The following is a 16,591-nucleotide window of genomic DNA, read 5'->3' as shown; positions in this document are numbered from 1 at the left end:
AATATCTCCTAAATATTTTAATAAATAATTTTTCCGTCAATTGTAGGAAGTTCAATTTCCTCTAAGTCTTCACTTTCAAAATTTGCACTTGTTAAATCTTTAATTTTATTTAAAATACTTTTGTCTTCGCCAATATCAATTGTAATTTCAACTTTATCTGTGTAATTTTCTTCGATAATTTTAAAATTTTCATTGGCAAGTAAATTTATAATCGCTCCATGAAAGGTGTAATCGTAAATAATTTTTGTTCTAGTGAAATTTTTCCTCACTACTCTTTTTGCATCGTCAATTGCCTTTACAACTGCATCTGTGTAAGCACGAACAAGCCCGCCTGCACCAAGTTTTGTTCCACCAAAGTAACGAGTTACAATCACAATGACATTTCTCATATCTTCCTTTTTTAAGACTTCAAGCATGGGAACTCCAGCTGTGCCACTTGGCTCACCGTCATCGGAATATCTCTGAGTTAGTCCATCTTCTCCAATAATATAGGCATGACAATTGTGCGTGGCAGAGTTCTCTTCTTCCTTTACATTTTTTAAAATTTCAAGAGTTTCTTCTTCACTTTTCACAAAAAAAGCTCGTCCAATGAAAATAGATTTTTTTATTTCTATTTCAGATTTCCCACTTTTTAAAATTGAATTATACATTTACTTCATAATCCTTTACTTTTTCATATTCCTTCTCGTGAAGTTTTAAATTTAAATAAATGCCATCATCTTCATAAATTGGAGCTTGTTCAAATTTATCAACTAGCTTGTAGAGAATCTCCGTGTCGTCATAAGGAAATTTTAATTTTACATCAAAATATCTTTCCTCTAAATTGTCTTCAATAATTTTAAGAAGACTGTCCATATTTTCATCGTTTTTCGCAGATATATAAACTTTTTTATCTGGCAAAACTTTTAGAGGAAGATTTATATCTTCAATATTTACCTTGTCCACTTTATTAAAAACTGTAATAATATTTTTGTCCAATACATCAATTTCTTTTAAAATTGACATAGTTGTCTTGTATTGAATTTCCAAATCTTCACTTGATGCATCAATTACGTGCAAAATTAAATCAGAATATTTTATCTCCTCAAGAGTTGACTTAAAAGCCTCCACAATTTTTGTAGGAAGTTTTGAAACAAAACCAACTGTATCAGAAATTATAAATTCACGACCAGACAAAAGCCTTGCCTTTCTAGAACTTGGATCAAGAGTTTCAAATAGCATATTTTTTACAGAAACTTCTCCAGACTCTTCTTCTTTTAATCTATTTAAAATCGTGGACTTACCTGCATTTGTGTATCCTACAAGGGATACAATTGGAATATTATTTTCAAGTCTTCTAGTTCTAGTTGTGTCCCTAGTTTTTTTTGCTTTTTCAAGTTTCTCTTTTATTTTGTCTATTTCTCTTTTAAGTCTTCTTCTATCAGTTTCAATTATTTGTTCACCAGGCCCTCTAGTCCCAATTCCACCACCAGTTCTAGACCAACCATCAATGCCAAGAAGTCTAGGCATTTGATATTCAAGCCTTGCAAGCTCAACTTGAAGTTTTGCTTCATAAGTAGTTGCACGAAGTCCAAAAATATCTAAGATTAAGTTTGTCCTATCAATTACTTTTTTCTTTATTCTCTTCTCTAAATTTCTAACTTGAATTCCTGAGAGTTCATCGTTAAAAACAATGGCATCAACTTCCAAAAGTTTTGCCATTTCTTTTATTTCATCAACTTTACCTGCTCCAATTAAATATTTTGGATTAAATTTTAAAATGTTTTGCGTGACTTCTCCCACAACCTCTGCTCCATCAGCATATACAAGATCAGATAACTCCTTCATAGAAGTTTCAAGGCTGTGATGGTAAGCACCAATATTTGTGCCAACAATTATAACCTTTTCTAACTTTTTATTTGAATTTAAATTCTCTAAATAAACATTATCCATAATTACATTATACTACATAAAAAATTTTTACTCTTTTATTTTTTATTCGTGTCCCATTTAATTTTACAACTTATCATTTAAAATTTTACAAAATTATTATTCTCAACTTTTAAAATAAATAGACTTTCTAATATAAGTTCCAATAATAGTAATTAGCGTATTAAAATGATATAATTAAAAAAAGGAGTCCTTATGAAAACTAATGCAAATAAAAAAATTAAAATAAATAAAACTAAAAAATTTAATTTTAAAAATTTAGATAAAAATCAAAAAATTAAAATTATCCTTTTAATTATACTTTCAGTTTTTGTTCTAATTGTTTCACTTTTTTCTGCAATAGTTGTTTCAATAATTTCAAAAACTCCTGCCACAGATTTAAATAATTTAAGTTCTTCCTTTAATCAAAGTTCTTATATTTATTCTAAAGATGGCAATTTAATTGAAAAAGTTGAATCACTTGAATACAGAACTTTAATAAATATTTATGACATACCTGATAATGTAAAAAATTCTTTTATTGCAATTGAAGACCACAGATTTTACAAGCACAAGGGACTAGACCCAATTGGCATAGCATCTTCTGTTGCTGCAAATATAAAATCACACTCTCTAATTCGTGGTGGATCTACTATAACTCAACAGCTTGTTCGATCAGTATATCTCACAAATCAAAAGACTTTTGGCAGAAAAATTCAAGAAGCCTATTTATCTCTTCGTGTAGAAGATGTTTTAAACAAAGATGAAATTTTGGAAGCTTATTTAAATAGAATTAATTTGGGACAAGGTGCTTATGGCATTGAGGCAGCAGCACAAACTTATTTTTCCAAAGATGCAGTTGATTTAAATATTGCAGAATCTGCACTCCTTGCAGGAATACCAAAATCTCCAGCAAATTATTCGCCCTTTAAATCTGTGCCTTGTGAGTATTTAAAAGATGATTTTAAAATAATTGGAACAAGAGAAATTGATGGAAAAGATTATTATATGGTCTTAAATAAAGACGCCTTTGATAGACAAAAAATAGTTTTGATGAGAATGCACGAGCTTGGTTATATTGACGACAAAGAATATGAACGTGCAAAAAATTATGACATTGTAAGTGCAATCAATCCTCGCAATTTTAAAAATCACACTATGAGTACCTACTCTACTGACTACATAAAAAAGGAAGCGTCAAAGTACTTAGCCGACTTTTATAAAACAACTCTCGAAGAAGGGGAACACAAATTATTTACAGGTGGATACAAAGTTTACTCCACAATTGACAAAGAAATCCAAAAAAATTTAGAAGATAAATATGAAAACTTTAAAAATTTTTTGATTACGAAATCTTCTGCTGGCGGAAGTAAAATGTTGAATTTAACTTTTGACGAAAGTGGCAATATTATATATAAAGACGAAATTTTATATTTTGCAAGAAATAATATTTTTGATGAAAACTTTAATCTAGTTATTCCAAAATCTTCTTACAATATATCTTCCCATGGAGATTTGAAAATAAAAAATAGTTTTTTTAAAGAAATAGGTCAAAAAATAGACATCATTGATGCTTTCACAATTGATGAGGATAAAATCTTAAATACCTACGAAATTGGCCCTTTAAAAATTGAAAAGGGTTCAGCAGAACTAAAAAATAATTATTTAATTATTGACGGTGCTTATTTAAAAAATGTCCCCGATTTCTATAAAATCGAAAATGAAAATTTAATTATTTCAAATAAATATTTCGACTTTAATCCAAATCCAGTGATGCAACCTCAATCTGCAATGATTGCTGTAAACAATGAAAGTGGATTTGTCGAAGGTATAATAGGTGGACTTGATGTTCGTACAAAAAATGCAAAGATTTTAAATCGTGCAACAGATTCTTATAGACAACCTGGCAGTGCAATCACTCCTTTTACAGTTTATCTTCCTGCACTTGAAAACGGAAAAACTCTCGGCGATGTCTACGATGACGTGCCAACCACCTACGATGGAATGTTTTGGCCACATAATTATTACGATTCCTTCAAGGGACTTATGACAATGAGGCTTGCAATGGAAAACTCTTCCAACGTAATTGCTGCAGAAGTCTTAAATGAGTTGGGAAAAAATAAAGCAATTGAAGTTTTAAAAACTTTTGGAATAATAGATAGCAATGATGAAAATAAAGATTATTTTATAAGAAGAAGTGAAAATAAAAAAAAGCATGATGAAAATTTAGAATCCTTAGCCCTTGGAAATATGCAAGTTGGTGTAACTCTATCCGATTTATCAAAGATGTATCAGACAATTGCAAATGATGGAGTCTATAAAGAGGAAACTGCAATCTTAAAAATTGAAGATCCAAGTGGAAATATTATAATTGACAACTCAAATAAAAACAAAAAACTTTTTGACGAAAAAAATTCTCATCTTTTAAAAGATGTATTTATTTCCAATGCCAATAGAGGAAATGCCAAGGGAATTAAAATTTCTTCTTCTGAAACTGGAGGGTATCTTGGAGAAAATAAAAATAATTCAGATTATTTTATAAATGCTTTTACAAAGAACCACAGCATCTCTATGTGGATTGGTGCAGATTCTCCAAAAATTTCTCTATCGTCTGACAAGTCATCTGCCATTGAACTTTTTAACAAAATGACAAAGGACACTTATGAAAATGAAAAATTTGACGTAGATCCATCTTATATAGTTGAAAGAAGTATATCTTCAAAAAGTGGAAAACTTGCGACAAAAATGAGCGACTATGCCAATGCAAGTTACAAAGAAAAATACATCTCTGGAACTGAACCAAAGGATCATGACGATTTATTTAAAAAATATTTAATTTGTTCAGAATCAAATAAAATTGCAACACAATTTTGTCCAAGTGAAACAGTCTTATACACTGTTCTTTTTGAAAGGCCAGAGGGATATGACCCCAAATCCCACTATGGAATTTATCCTGAAGATTACATGACCATACCTAAGTCTTATTGCGACGTGCACACAAGAGAATGGTACAAAGAAAATATGGATAACGAAGACAATAATTCAAAAGATAAAAATAGCAATACAAAAAATTCAACTAAAATAAAAGGTAGTAAATATAAAAAATAATAGGAGGAACAATATGAAAAACTTATCAAAATTCATTAAATTAATTGCATTTTTTAAACTTGTGAAACCAAAAAGAAAGATGAAAAGGCACATGACACGCAGAAAAAGAAGGCTTAGAATGTTAAATCTTTTAAATCCAAAACACAGTGGCAAAATCGCATATCATATAGGGAAAATTAAATTTAGAAATGATTTAAAAAAATTAGTTTAAACATTATTCAAAAAAGGGCCTGCATAGGTCCTTTTAAAATTTCATTTACTTTTCAATCCACTCTTTGTTTTTCTCTTTTAAAATTTTTAAAACTTCGTCATTAAGAACAGCAATAGTTACATCCAAATCATTTTTTTCTAAAAAATCATTTATCGTAAAAACTGCCACTTCTGCCGCTTCATCTAGTGGATACCCATAAATTCCAGATGACAAAAGTGGGAAGGCAATGCTCTTTATATTATTTTCTAATGCAATATCAAGTGCTGATTTATATGCCGCTTCAAGAGTTTTTCTTTCATTTTTATTTCCATCAAAATAAATTGGTCCCACGGTGTGAATTATGTACTTTGCTTTTAAATTATATCCCTTTGTAATAACAGATTTGCCAGGATTTATTGGTGCAAGACTCCTGCATTCTTCTTCCAAAGCTTTATCATTTGCCTCTTTAAAAATTTGACCGCAGACTCCACCTCCTCTTTCTAAGTTTACATTTGCTGCGTTTACAATAGCGTCCACTTCGCAGTTCAAAATACTTTCCTTTTCAATAAATAAACTCATATTACACCCCTTTACTTACTTTATTTAAAATATATACCACAAAAAACAAATTTTAAAGGGGTAAAATAAAAATTTTAAAAATAAAAAAGACTTAACAAAACTATTTTAAACTTCGTTAAGTCTTTTACTCTCTACCTTATTTAACTTCGTCCAATTTATAAATTGAAAATTGTCCCTTTATTTGCCCAGAATCTGTTATAAAATCAAGAGATTTTTTGTTTTTATTGCCTTCAGAAATAAAAATATACTTAGTTTCACCTCTTGGAATAAAAAACACAGATGAAGAAATTTTATTTTGAAGTGCTACTTTTAATTCTTCAGAACCTTCATTTTTAATTTCAATAAGTAAATCTTTATTGTCTGAAAAACTGTAACCACTTTCGTCAATTTTCTTATCTTTAACTATTTCTTTGTCCACTTTATACTTTTTATTACTGAACAAGATACTGTCTTCAACTTTTTCAACACTTGCATCTAAGTAATAACTTTCACTCTTTTTCGGTGCAAATAAAATAATTAATAAAATAACTATTACTGCACCTAAAATATAATTCTTCTTTTTCATACCTTCCTCCTTTACCAGTGATATATATATATATATCACAAAAAGTAAAATTTAACCACCAAAAAATATTTAAAACAAAAAGACTAACTTTTAAGTTCGCACTGTTAGTTAGTCTTTATTAGATTTAAATTTTTTCTACTTTTAAATATTTCTTAGATGTAGTTCTTTTTAAGAAAAAAGTTATTGTTGCAAGTATTATCAATCCTATTAAAAGTGTTAATTCTGGTCTTCCTATAACTCCTGAAATTAAAAATGCAAGTGCTGATGAAATCCCAACGCTAAGTGCATAAGGCAATTGACTTGATACATGGGCTATGTGATCGCAACCTGCTCCTGCTGATGCCAAAATTGTCGTATCAGATATTGGTGAGCAGTGATCTCCAAATACTGATCCAGAGAAAATTGCTGCTAATACAATTTCAAGATAGTGCATGTGATTTGTGTGTATTAATATTGGAACCATTATTGGAATTAAAATTCCAAAAGTTCCCCAAGCTGTCCCTGTTGAGAAAGATAAAAATGCTCCAACTACAAAAATTATTGCAGGCAAAAGCCACATTGGCATAGTTGAATTTGAAATAAGTGATGCAATATAAGAACCAGTATTTAAAAATTCATCGCTAGTTATTCCACCAATAGTCCAAGCAAGAGATAATATTACAATTGCAGAGATCATTGTCTTCATTCCTTCAACTATTCCCTTCATAAAGTCTTCAAATTTTAAAAGCTTTCTAGGAATATACATTATAAACGAAACAACTATTGCAAAAAATGCTCCTATTACGAGCGATAAATTTACATTTGCATCTCCAAATGCTGCACCTGCTTTTATATCTTCTGAGAAAAATCCTCCAGTTTTAAGCATCATCAAAATTGTTACAAAAATTAAAACCAATATTGGAACAATTAAATCAAAAACTTTACCATCTTTTGAATATTCATATCCCACATCTTCATTTTCAACAAGTCTAGATGTATCATTTAGTTCATATTTTTCCATTACACCAATTTCTACATCTGAAAAACTAAAATAAAGAATCATAATTAAAGTCAATATTGGATACACATTCATTGGTATTGTATTTAAAAATACGCTCATTGGATTTTTTACACCTGTGTCTCCAATTACCGCAACTACACTTGCTGCCCATGATGAAACTGGTGCCAATATACAGACTGGCGCAGCACATGAATCTATAATATGTGCAAGCTTTGCTCTCGATACTTTATTTTCATCTATTATTGGCTTCATAACTGCCCCAACTGTAAGACAGTTAAAATAATCGTCAATAAAAATTAAAATTCCTAAAAAAGCTGTGGCAAACTTTGCCATTTTCTTGCTCTTTATCTTTTGACTTGCCCACTTCCCATAGGCAAAAGATCCTCCTGCCATATTCATAATCATCACAAGAGATCCAAGCATTGTCAAGAATACTAACATAAGTGCATTGTCGCCAAGCTTCGTTCCCATAAGTTCAAAAACTGTTTCTAAAGCAGCTATGATATTTCCACCTGTAAAAATTAATCCCCCTGCCAAAATTCCAATTAAAAGAGAAGTTATTACTTCCTTTGTAATTAACGCCAAAGCAATGGCAACTATTGGAGGAACTATTGATAAAATTCCAAATTCCATTTTTTTCTCCCTTTCTTATTATTTTTATTCCGACTTCTTTTCCATATTAAGTCTATATTTTTCCATTACTTCTGAAAAAATTTCTGAACTTGACTTAGGTGTATAAGTTATTGCATTTGCACCTGCATCAATTGTTTCTAATATATGTTCGTCAGTGTGTCCACCTGTTGCAATTATTGGAAATTCCTCTCCAACAATTTTTCGTGTATATTTTACAAGTGAAGCTGTTTCTTTCCCACCAGCAATATTTAAAACCCTTGCACCTGCATCAACTTTTCCTTTAATGTCATCATACTTTGTAATTACTGATGCAATTACAGCCACATCAAGTGCCTTTGCCAAAAGTTCTATATTGTCATTTTCCATTGGTGCATTTACTACAACACCACTTGCTCCCAAAAGTTCTGCTTGAAGCCCAATATTTACTGCACGAAGTCCTGATGTTGTTCCGCCTCCTACTCCCACAAAAACTGGAACGGATGCAGCTTCAATTATTGAATTGATAATTTTTAATTGTGGCGTAAAGGGATAAACTGACATAATTGCCTGTGCATTGTTATTTACTATTACAGGAATATCATTTGTGAATATAAAAGATTTTATTCTTTTGCCCATAAAATTTATTCCACTTGCTCTATATGAAACTTCAGGAACAGAAACTTGCCTTCTTCTAAGTTCTGTTTCAATTGTGGGAACAAACTTCTTTTTTTTATCTATATTTTCTGTGTTTTCCATTATCTCTTCCTCCTCAATACAAAAAACCATGAGCAAAAGACTCATGGTTTAAAACTATCTCTTGCCCTCAGAATTTAGAGCACACAACAAAAAAATTGGGCATTTTTATGTGACAGTTATACAGATCTTTTCTGTATCCCCAGGTAATTACCTTCGGCGACTTTTCCTTTCGAAATCTACTCTTAAAAGTCGCAGCCTCTCTAAAAACTGGTTTCCTATTTAATTTAGACCACTATACCATATAAAAAATTAAATTGCAAGCATAAAAAAATTTATTTGTAACTTTTTAATTGTAAAATGAAATTGAACTAATTTAATTCTATGATATACTTTATTTGAAATATTTTTTAAAGGAGAATTATCGTGCTACCTGATCTAAAAAAATTTGGATTTGAATTTGAAGATTGCAAAAATAAAAAATTCTATTCTATATATCACAAAGAAAAGCCAATAGCATTAAATGCCGAGATGACAAAAACTCTGGAATATCTTTTGTGGTATGTTCCAAATATAAATTCAATTCAATCACCTCAAAATGAACTCACGTCTTCACTTGATTTTGAAGATTTTGTTTTTGGAATTATAAAGAATTATATGAATCTAAAAAATAAAGATATTGCCTTTTTAGACTATATTGACGATGAAATAGTAAAATTTTATGAGGACTCAATATGTACTGATAAACAAAAAATTCTTTTGACAAAACAAGACGAAGAATCCAAAACAGATTGTCTTCTTCGTCACATTAGAAATGCAATTGCACATGGTCACTTTAATATTGTTGATGGAATGTTAATTGGATTTGACACAAAAAATATGGAAAAAGATAAATCTATTTGTACAGGCATATTTAAGATTTTTCCTCAAAACCTATTAAGAGGACTATACAGTTTAAATGAAGAAGCTACTGCGGAAAAATTGGCTCAAATAGCACTACAAAGAACAGGATATGAAGTGGAGCGTTTCAAAAATAAAAAAGACGAAATTTATTTTGACTACTATGTCAAGAAAAATAACAAGAGATATGCTCTTGAAATAAAAAAATACAATGACACTCATATACTTTCCCAAGAAGAGGTAGACGCTCTTGTAAATAAATTTTCAGGCATTTATGAAGATATAACTCCTGTACTTTTTATAAACACATCCTTTTTAAAAGAAGAAACAAAACAAAAATTAAAAGATGAAAATGTAATAATTTTGGATATAAAAAATATTTTAAAGATGCTAGAGAAAAGGGATATACTAGCAGAAATAGACGAGTAAAAAGGGCGCAACACTGCGTCCTTAGTTTTTACATATTAAATAAATCGTTACAAATATTCCAACAATATTTGCAATATAAAATTTCTTTTTTTTAGTCTTGTGATGAAAAATTTTCATTCCCAATAGACCGCCAAATCCTGCAAAAATAGAAAAAGTCAAAAGAACTCTTTCACTTATTCTCCACGCGTTAAATTTTGCCTTAAACTTATCCAATCCATATAAAATAAAAGTAATTATATTTAACAAGACAACAAAATAAATCTGCACTGTATACACAACCTAATAAAGATATTTTATGATAATTATATTATTCTTCTAGTTTGAATTTTACATCTCCACTTTCAACTTTAAAATCTTTTAATTTCTTTTCTAGCTTTTTAAATTCTTTTTCATCGTTTTTATGATCTGCTATGCTTTTACTGTAAACTTTTGTCAGAATTTCATCTACAATTGCTCTATCAATAGAAAAATATTCTCCATTTTTATCAAAATAATTTATTTCATTTGCATCTGTAAGAATTAAAAGATAAATTCCATTTACAACTTGAGGCTTCAAATCCATTTCATAAAAATCTTTGGACTCACCTTTTGCATATATTTTATATTTTTATCCTCTACACTTACTTTCTTTATTTTTTCTTTTTCCCAATTGAGATTATTTACAATTTTTTCTACACCTTTTAAATCAGAAACATCCGTCTTCATGGAATATAAATTTCTATTGCCACAAGCTGTAAGTAATGAAAAAGCTATTAACAATAAAATAATTTTAGAACCTTTTATTTTTTCACAATATACACTTTCTTTCTATGCTTTATTAATTTACTTAATTATAACACAAAAATTGATTTATCATTTGGCTTTAATAAAAAAGAGATTTCTAATTATATTAATATTAATAACATTTTTTTAATCTTCATCTTCTACTACAAAAGATTTAAATTTATTCCCACTTATGTCTATAATTCGTCCGCCTCTTTTTAAATTTCCATAGGTATTATAACCGCCACATCTCCCATAATTTAAAATAATATTTCCGTATTTTGCCGTAAAATCATTTTCATGGTCATGTCCACAGTAAACTGCTCTAGTTTTTGTATTAAAATTAAGTCTTGCAAAGGCTCCTGTATTTATTTTCCCCGCACATACTTCTTCATCTTGATTACCTACTGCAAGATCTTTATTTTTTGCATCAAAATATTCTCTAAAGGGAATATGACAAAATACATATGAATCTTTATCTTTTGTAACATTCTCAAGATAATCTATTGAAGAAAAATCTAAAAACTCATAAAGTCCAAAACCATATTTGTCATAGCTTCCTGTATCTAAAAAAACTAATCTAATATTTTTTCTATCTACATAATAGTGAAATTTATCACAACTCCAAAATTCATTTTCTATCTTCACATGATTTTTTGATTTTTTTATTATGTTAAATAGTTCTTTTCTCCCATATTGTTTTAAATTTTTATAATTTTCTTTGTATTTTGTCAATTCCTTTGAATTTTTAAATTCATTTTTAACTTTTTCATCTTGTTCTTCAAAATTTTCAATTAAGTAATTTAAATTTTCTCTTTCTGAATCGTGATTGCCAAGAGTTATGGCAAACTCTACTTCCAAAGTGTCAAGGAATTTTATAAGTTCTTCAAAAATTTCAAGTGCATTTAAACTTGATGCCCATATTAAATCCCCAGTTATCGCTATAAAGTCTACTTTGTATTTCTTTACTAATTTTTCTATTAATTTTATAGTTTTTAGATCTGTGTCATCAAAGGGATAACTCCCAAAATGAAGATCTGTCAATTGTAATATTCTCAATTTATCACCTAATTTACCTCTATAATACTGTCATAAGGTATAAACAAATTTATTTCTTCATTTATTCCTCTAAAATTTGCTGACCTATTTAATCTGTCAACTGATATTCTACAACCATTATTAAGTTCAATATCAAATCTTAAAAGAGAACCTAACATGGAAATATTTATAATTTTTCCTTTTACATTTACAGAATCTTCTATTGGAACCAAACTTATGGTTTCTGGTCTTATAGCTACAAACTTAGATTTTATTTCTAAATTATTGTCTATTTCTTCAAACTTCTCTTTTTCATACACATTATACGAACCTATAAATCTTGCGACAAATTCATTTTGTGGATTTCTATATATGTCAGAAGGAGTTCCCTCTTGAATTATATCTCCATTATTCATTATATAAATATAATCACTCATTGTCATAGCTTCCTCTTGATCATGAGTCACAAAAATTATAGTTATTCCTAGTTCTCTTTGTAAATTTTTTATAAGTAATCTAAGCGTATTCCTTATTTGTGCATCAAGAGCTGATAAAGGTTCATCTAAAAGCAAAACTGAAGGCTCTGTAACAAGTGATCTTGCAAGTGCAACTCTTTGTTGTTGACCACCAGAAAGTGTTTTTGGAAATTCTTTTTCCTTTCCTGAAAGTCCAACTAAATCAATCATCTTTCTAGCTTTTTCGTCTTGCAATTTTTTGTCCATCTTTTTCATCTCAAGACCAAATTTAATATTTTCTTCAACTGTCATATTGGGGAAAAGTGCATAATTTTGAAACACCATTCCTATGTTTCTTTCTGATGGAATCTTGTCATCAACTCTAACTTTATTTATATAAATTTCTCCACTATCTATATCATTTAAACCTGCTATTGCCCTTAGAAGTGTAGATTTTCCACATCCAGAAGAACCTAATAAAGTGTTCAAACTTCCCTTTTTCATATCTAAATTCAAACCTTTTAAAACAAGATTTGAACCAAAACTTTTTTTGACGTCTTTTATCTCTATAAAACTCATTTTTTAAACCCTTTCTCTCTCTTGACAAGATTTAATGCAAAAATTGTAATTAACATAATTATTACAAAGTAAAATATTACAATCGCTGAGGATAAGTGTCCATTTACAACCATATTCTTTCTTAAAAAAATTTGTATAGTTTCAAATCTCGCCCCAAGCAAAAGATTTACTATTACAAATTCACCAAAAAGTGTTGAAAAGCTAAAAAGAGAAGAAGATAATACTCCTCTTGTAATATTTGGAAGAATAACTTTCTTAAATCCCTCAAATCTTGATGCTCCAAGAATTTCTGCCGATTCCATTAAAGATTTCGAATCAATTGCCATAAGACTATTTAATGTCCCTTGAGATATTAATGGAAAACTTGAAATTATATACGCTCCCAGTACAACTATTAACATTGGCACACCTAAATTTGCATACGCCGAAACAAGTGCTACTGAAAGTATCACTCCTGGCACTGTATAACAGGCAACAGTTATAATTCCTATTGATTTTTTTAACTTTGGATAATATAAATTTATTGCAAATATAGATGGTACAAGAAGTATTACTGATATAAATATTGAAATTCCTGCTAAAAAGAAAGATCTGCCAATAGACAATAAAAATCTAGGATCTGTTAACAATTTTATATACCACTTAAAGGTTATTCCCTTTGGCAAAATTGAATAAGACCAATCAGAGCAAATTGAAAATAAAAAAGTTGCTATTAATGGAATAAATAAATACAACAAAAGCAACACTATGGACAAAACTTTAAGAGCCTTTTTCATTATAAATCCCTCCTAAACTTTTTTGTCATCCACGATGAAATCAACATATTTACAAGTAAAATAATCGACAATACTAAAGACAGTGCCGCACCAATTTCAGGTCTTGCAAAAATATCTCCTGATACTGTATTTCCAATTCTTATCGCAAGTAAATTCACTGAAGATCCTGTAAGTGCTTCTGCAGAAGCATATGCCCCCAGTGCATTTGCAAACATAATTGAAAAAATTCCAATTAAACTAGGTGCAAGCACAGGAAGTCCAATCTTCTTCCAGTAGTAAAAACTATTTGCTCCCAAAAGTTCTGCGGCTTCTCTCCATTTCTTATCAAGCGCATCAAAAATTGGAACCATTAAAGTTATCCCCAGTGGAAGTTGAAAATAAATAAAAATTAGTAAAAGACCACTTACAGAATATAAATTAAAATCTTTTAATAAATTTATTCCAGTGAGTTTATCAAATAAAACTATTACTCCAGAATTGCCAAGAAGTATAATAAATGCAAAAGCTAAAGGAATTCCTGCAAAATTTGATGTCAAATTAGAAATAACTAAAAATTTTTCACGAGCCTTCGGGAAAAGACTAATTATGCTATATGTTGCAAGCCAAGTGAATATAACTCCAACAAGTGCTGAAAAAAATGATAAAATTATAGAATTTTTAAAAGAATCTACGTACATCTTTGCAGAAAATATTTCTTTGTAATTTTCTAAAGTAAAATCTCCGCTACTTGTCATAAAACTTGAAATTATCATTTTAACCAAGGGATACAATAAAATAGAAATAACAATGACACTAAAAAGTATCATCGTTATTTTAAAAGGTTTAAGTTGTTTTTTCATAAAGTCACCTTACTTTAGAAAAGAAATTACTTTTTCTTGCCACATTCCAGGCAATTTCTCTAAAACATTATCCCAAGCTTCTTCATCTTTCACTGGAACTACAGATTTGTAAAGTTCGTCTGGCAAAAGTTTTGCCTTCGCATCCTCATCAAGTTTTACATTTCTAATTGGTCTAGCATATCCACGAGCTAAATTATTTTGTCCTGCATCTGATAATATATATTCACGAGCAAGTGCAGCAGCGTAAGGATTCTTCGCATTTTTATTTATAATAGTTGTGTAACCTGTCATAACTGATCCATCACTTGGAATAGTTACATCAAATCTATCTTTATCTATTTGATCTCTATAATTAAGTGCATTAAAATCAAAGAGAAGAGCAACTTGATGTTCTCCAGATGATAAAGTTGCAATGTCTGCTTCTGTAACTTTTAATCTTCCTTCTTCTGCAAGTTCTTTATAAAAGTCCATTGCTGGTTCAAGATTATTTTCATCGCCGCCAAAAGCTATGGCTGCTGCAAGTACTGCAAATTGTGCTTGATTTGCTGTTTCAACATTTCCTATGGTTACTGTATAATCTCCATCTCTAAGTTCCTTCCAAGATTTCGGTGGATTTTTTACTGAATTTTTGTCACTTAAAAATGCCATTGAACCAGTATAAGCTATTACCCAATTTCCTACTCCTTCTTTGTCTTTTGCCCAGTCAGGTACTTCATCATAATAAGAAGTCTTGTATGGAAGAACAAGATTTTTTGAAACAGCTAAAGGACCAAAAGCTATACCTACATCTCCAATATCACCAGTTGCATCTTTTTTCTCTGCTTCAAATTTTGCCAATTCTTCTCCAGAAGACATATCTGTATCTAAGTGATCGATTCCATATACAGATTTTAAATCATTCCATGTTCCTACCCAGTTCGCCCAAGCATCTGGCATACCGAGAGAATTAACTCTTCCTTCTTCTTTTGCCTTTGCAGTTATTTCTTCAAGTGTCAAACTATTTAAATCTAAATCTGCATTAGGACTTTCTTTTGACCCACATGCTGTAAATAATGTTGCACATGCCAAAATAACAAACAATTTTTTTACAATTTTCAAAATTTTCCTCCCTCAAAAAATATTACTTCCAAATTTTATATAACTTATGTAAAAATAAACAATTTTTTTTGCAAAATTTTTGCAAAGTTTAATTTGATAATTTAAAAATTTATAAATATCTTTTTAATTAAGTTTTCACTAAAAAACCTCTTCACTTTTTCTCAGTAAAGAGGTCAAACATTTTTATTTCAAACTAATTATTTCTAGAATGCTGGTATTACTGCACCCTCAAATTTTTCTTCAATGAATTTTTTAGATTCTTCTGAATTTAAAACTTTAATAAATTTTTTAAACTTTTCTTTTTCTACATCTTCTTTTCTAACTGCGACTAAATTTGCATAAGGTGAATCCTTTGATTCTATTTTGATTGAATCTTTTACTGGGTCAAGGCCTTGTGCTATTGCAAAATTTGAATTGATTACAGCTGCACCTGAATCTTTGTAAACTTGTGCAATTGAAGGTGCATCCATTGCTGTGAATTTTAAATTTTTTGGATTTTCTTTTATATCTTTTTCTGTTGAGTTTAGATTCTTCTTATCTTCTAATTTTATAAGTCCTGCATCTTCAAGAAGTATTAATGCTCTTGCACCATTACTTGGATCATTGGGTATTATAATCTCTGACCCATCTTCTATTTCATCAACTGATTTATATTTTTCAGAATATAATGCCATTGGTTCTATGTGAACATATCCTAAAACTTCTAAATTTTCGATATTTCTTTCTTCTGTAAAACTATCAAGATATGGTTTGTGTTGAAAATAATTTGCGTCAAGATCTCCTGATTCTAATTGTAAATTTGGTTGAATATAATCATCGAAATTTACAACCTCTACATCAAGCCCCTCTTTTTCAAATTCATCTTTTAGCCCTTCTACAATTTCACCATGAGGCGTTGGTGAAACACCTACAACAATTTTGTTGTCATCATTTTTACTTTCTTCTGTCACTTTTTCATTTTTTTCTGCATTTACATTTCCATTTTTCGCTTCTCCACAAGCTGTAAGAGTTAACGCTAAAAATAGTGACAATGCTAAAATTATTTTTTTCATTTTTCCCT

General features: G+C 29.5%; 18 protein-coding genes and 1 riboswitch. Of the genes, 3 read left to right on the top strand and 15 right to left on the bottom strand.

From position 1 onward, the window contains the following. Positions 1 to 17 precede the first annotated feature (17 nt). Together BQ5450_RS08455 and hflX are read right to left on the bottom strand one after the other, a co-directional pair. The gene (locus BQ5450_RS08455; protein WP_071126542.1) at positions 18 to 650 is read right to left on the bottom strand and encodes a YigZ family protein; all 633 of its coding nucleotides are present in this window, start codon (positions 648 to 650) and stop codon (positions 18 to 20) included. Further along, positions 643 to 1,932 (bottom strand): GTPase HflX, encoded by a 1,290-nt coding sequence (gene hflX, locus BQ5450_RS08450; protein WP_071126541.1) that lies wholly within the window; start codon positions 1,930 to 1,932, stop codon positions 643 to 645. The genes BQ5450_RS08455 and hflX overlap by 8 nt, the downstream gene beginning before the upstream one ends. 192 nt (positions 1,933 to 2,124) lie before the next feature. On the opposite strand from hflX, the gene BQ5450_RS08445 reads away from it, so the two are divergent. Both BQ5450_RS08445 and BQ5450_RS08440 read left to right on the top strand, forming a co-directional pair. Continuing rightward, complete coding sequence (locus BQ5450_RS08445) at positions 2,125 to 5,016, top strand: transglycosylase domain-containing protein (RefSeq protein ID WP_071126540.1); 2,892 nt, start codon at positions 2,125 to 2,127, stop codon at positions 5,014 to 5,016. A 13-nt stretch (positions 5,017 to 5,029) separates the two neighbouring features. Then, positions 5,030 to 5,227 (top strand): hypothetical protein, encoded by a 198-nt coding sequence (locus tag BQ5450_RS08440; protein WP_010244259.1) that lies wholly within the window; start codon positions 5,030 to 5,032, stop codon positions 5,225 to 5,227. Between the two features lie 45 nt (positions 5,228 to 5,272). Here the strand turns inward: BQ5450_RS08440 and BQ5450_RS08435 are convergent, their stop codons facing one another. The 4 genes from BQ5450_RS08435 to BQ5450_RS08420 all read right to left on the bottom strand — a co-directional run bounded on the left by BQ5450_RS08435 (position 5,273) and on the right by BQ5450_RS08420 (position 8,718). Then, a complete protein-coding gene (locus BQ5450_RS08435; RefSeq protein WP_010244262.1) occupies positions 5,273 to 5,785 on the bottom strand; it encodes a macro domain-containing protein in 513 nt (170 codons plus the stop codon). Between the two features lie 136 nt (positions 5,786 to 5,921). After that, complete coding sequence (locus tag BQ5450_RS08430) at positions 5,922 to 6,350, bottom strand: hypothetical protein (protein WP_010244265.1); 429 nt, start codon at positions 6,348 to 6,350, stop codon at positions 5,922 to 5,924. A 124-nt stretch (positions 6,351 to 6,474) separates the two neighbouring features. After that, positions 6,475 to 7,983: a Na+/H+ antiporter NhaC family protein gene (locus BQ5450_RS08425; protein WP_071126539.1), complete on the bottom strand. Its 1,509-nt coding sequence runs from the start codon at positions 7,981 to 7,983 to the stop codon at positions 6,475 to 6,477. Between the two features lie 24 nt (positions 7,984 to 8,007). Then, entirely contained in the window at positions 8,008 to 8,718 is a 711-nt protein-coding gene (locus BQ5450_RS08420) for a beta/alpha barrel domain-containing protein (RefSeq protein ID WP_010244271.1), read from the bottom strand. Between the two features lie 69 nt (positions 8,719 to 8,787). Beyond that, a riboswitch (Lysine riboswitch) is annotated at positions 8,788 to 8,927 on the bottom strand. A 154-nt stretch (positions 8,928 to 9,081) separates the two neighbouring features. Here BQ5450_RS08420 and BQ5450_RS08415 point away from each other — a divergent pair. Next, positions 9,082 to 9,984, top strand: a complete 903-nt coding sequence (locus BQ5450_RS08415) for a HEPN family nuclease (protein WP_071126538.1) — start codon at positions 9,082 to 9,084, stop codon at positions 9,982 to 9,984. 21 nt (positions 9,985 to 10,005) lie between these two features. On the opposite strand, the gene BQ5450_RS08410 is transcribed toward BQ5450_RS08415, so the two are convergent. The 9 genes from BQ5450_RS08410 to BQ5450_RS08375 all read right to left on the bottom strand — a co-directional run bounded on the left by BQ5450_RS08410 (position 10,006) and on the right by BQ5450_RS08375 (position 16,583). Further along, positions 10,006 to 10,251: a DUF1294 domain-containing protein gene (locus BQ5450_RS08410; protein WP_071126537.1), complete on the bottom strand. Its 246-nt coding sequence runs from the start codon at positions 10,249 to 10,251 to the stop codon at positions 10,006 to 10,008. A 40-nt stretch (positions 10,252 to 10,291) separates the two neighbouring features. Further along, on the bottom strand, positions 10,292 to 10,546 hold the full coding sequence (locus BQ5450_RS08405; protein ID WP_071126536.1) for a hypothetical protein: 255 nt from the start codon (positions 10,544 to 10,546) through the stop codon (positions 10,292 to 10,294). Further along, positions 10,537 to 10,743 (bottom strand): hypothetical protein, encoded by a 207-nt coding sequence (locus BQ5450_RS09070; protein ID WP_159052475.1) that lies wholly within the window; start codon positions 10,741 to 10,743, stop codon positions 10,537 to 10,539. Before BQ5450_RS09070 ends, BQ5450_RS08405 begins: the two co-directional genes overlap by 10 nt. A gap of 150 nt (positions 10,744 to 10,893) precedes the next feature. After that, the gene (locus BQ5450_RS08400; protein ID WP_071126535.1) at positions 10,894 to 11,805 is read right to left on the bottom strand and encodes a metallophosphoesterase; all 912 of its coding nucleotides are present in this window, start codon (positions 11,803 to 11,805) and stop codon (positions 10,894 to 10,896) included. A gap of 8 nt (positions 11,806 to 11,813) precedes the next feature. Then, entirely contained in the window at positions 11,814 to 12,818 is a 1,005-nt protein-coding gene (locus BQ5450_RS08395; protein WP_071126534.1) for an ABC transporter ATP-binding protein, read from the bottom strand. Next, the gene (locus BQ5450_RS08390) at positions 12,815 to 13,594 is read right to left on the bottom strand and encodes an ABC transporter permease (RefSeq protein WP_010244285.1); all 780 of its coding nucleotides are present in this window, start codon (positions 13,592 to 13,594) and stop codon (positions 12,815 to 12,817) included. Before BQ5450_RS08390 ends, BQ5450_RS08395 begins: the two co-directional genes overlap by 4 nt. After that, entirely contained in the window at positions 13,594 to 14,433 is an 840-nt protein-coding gene (locus BQ5450_RS08385; protein ID WP_010244287.1) for an ABC transporter permease, read from the bottom strand. The genes BQ5450_RS08390 and BQ5450_RS08385 overlap by 1 nt, the downstream gene beginning before the upstream one ends. Positions 14,434 to 14,442: 9 nt before the next feature. Then, complete coding sequence (locus BQ5450_RS08380) at positions 14,443 to 15,531, bottom strand: ABC transporter substrate-binding protein (protein ID WP_010244289.1); 1,089 nt, start codon at positions 15,529 to 15,531, stop codon at positions 14,443 to 14,445. 203 nt (positions 15,532 to 15,734) lie between these two features. After that, positions 15,735 to 16,583: a MetQ/NlpA family ABC transporter substrate-binding protein gene (locus tag BQ5450_RS08375; RefSeq protein WP_071126533.1), complete on the bottom strand. Its 849-nt coding sequence runs from the start codon at positions 16,581 to 16,583 to the stop codon at positions 15,735 to 15,737. Positions 16,584 to 16,591: the final 8 nt, after the last annotated feature.

This window comes from Peptoniphilus lacydonensis, from assembly GCF_900106515.1.
Classification (GTDB): Bacteria; Bacillota; Clostridia; order Tissierellales; family Peptoniphilaceae; genus Peptoniphilus_A; species Peptoniphilus_A lacydonensis.
This window is presented reverse-complemented; position numbering and strand designations above follow the sequence as displayed.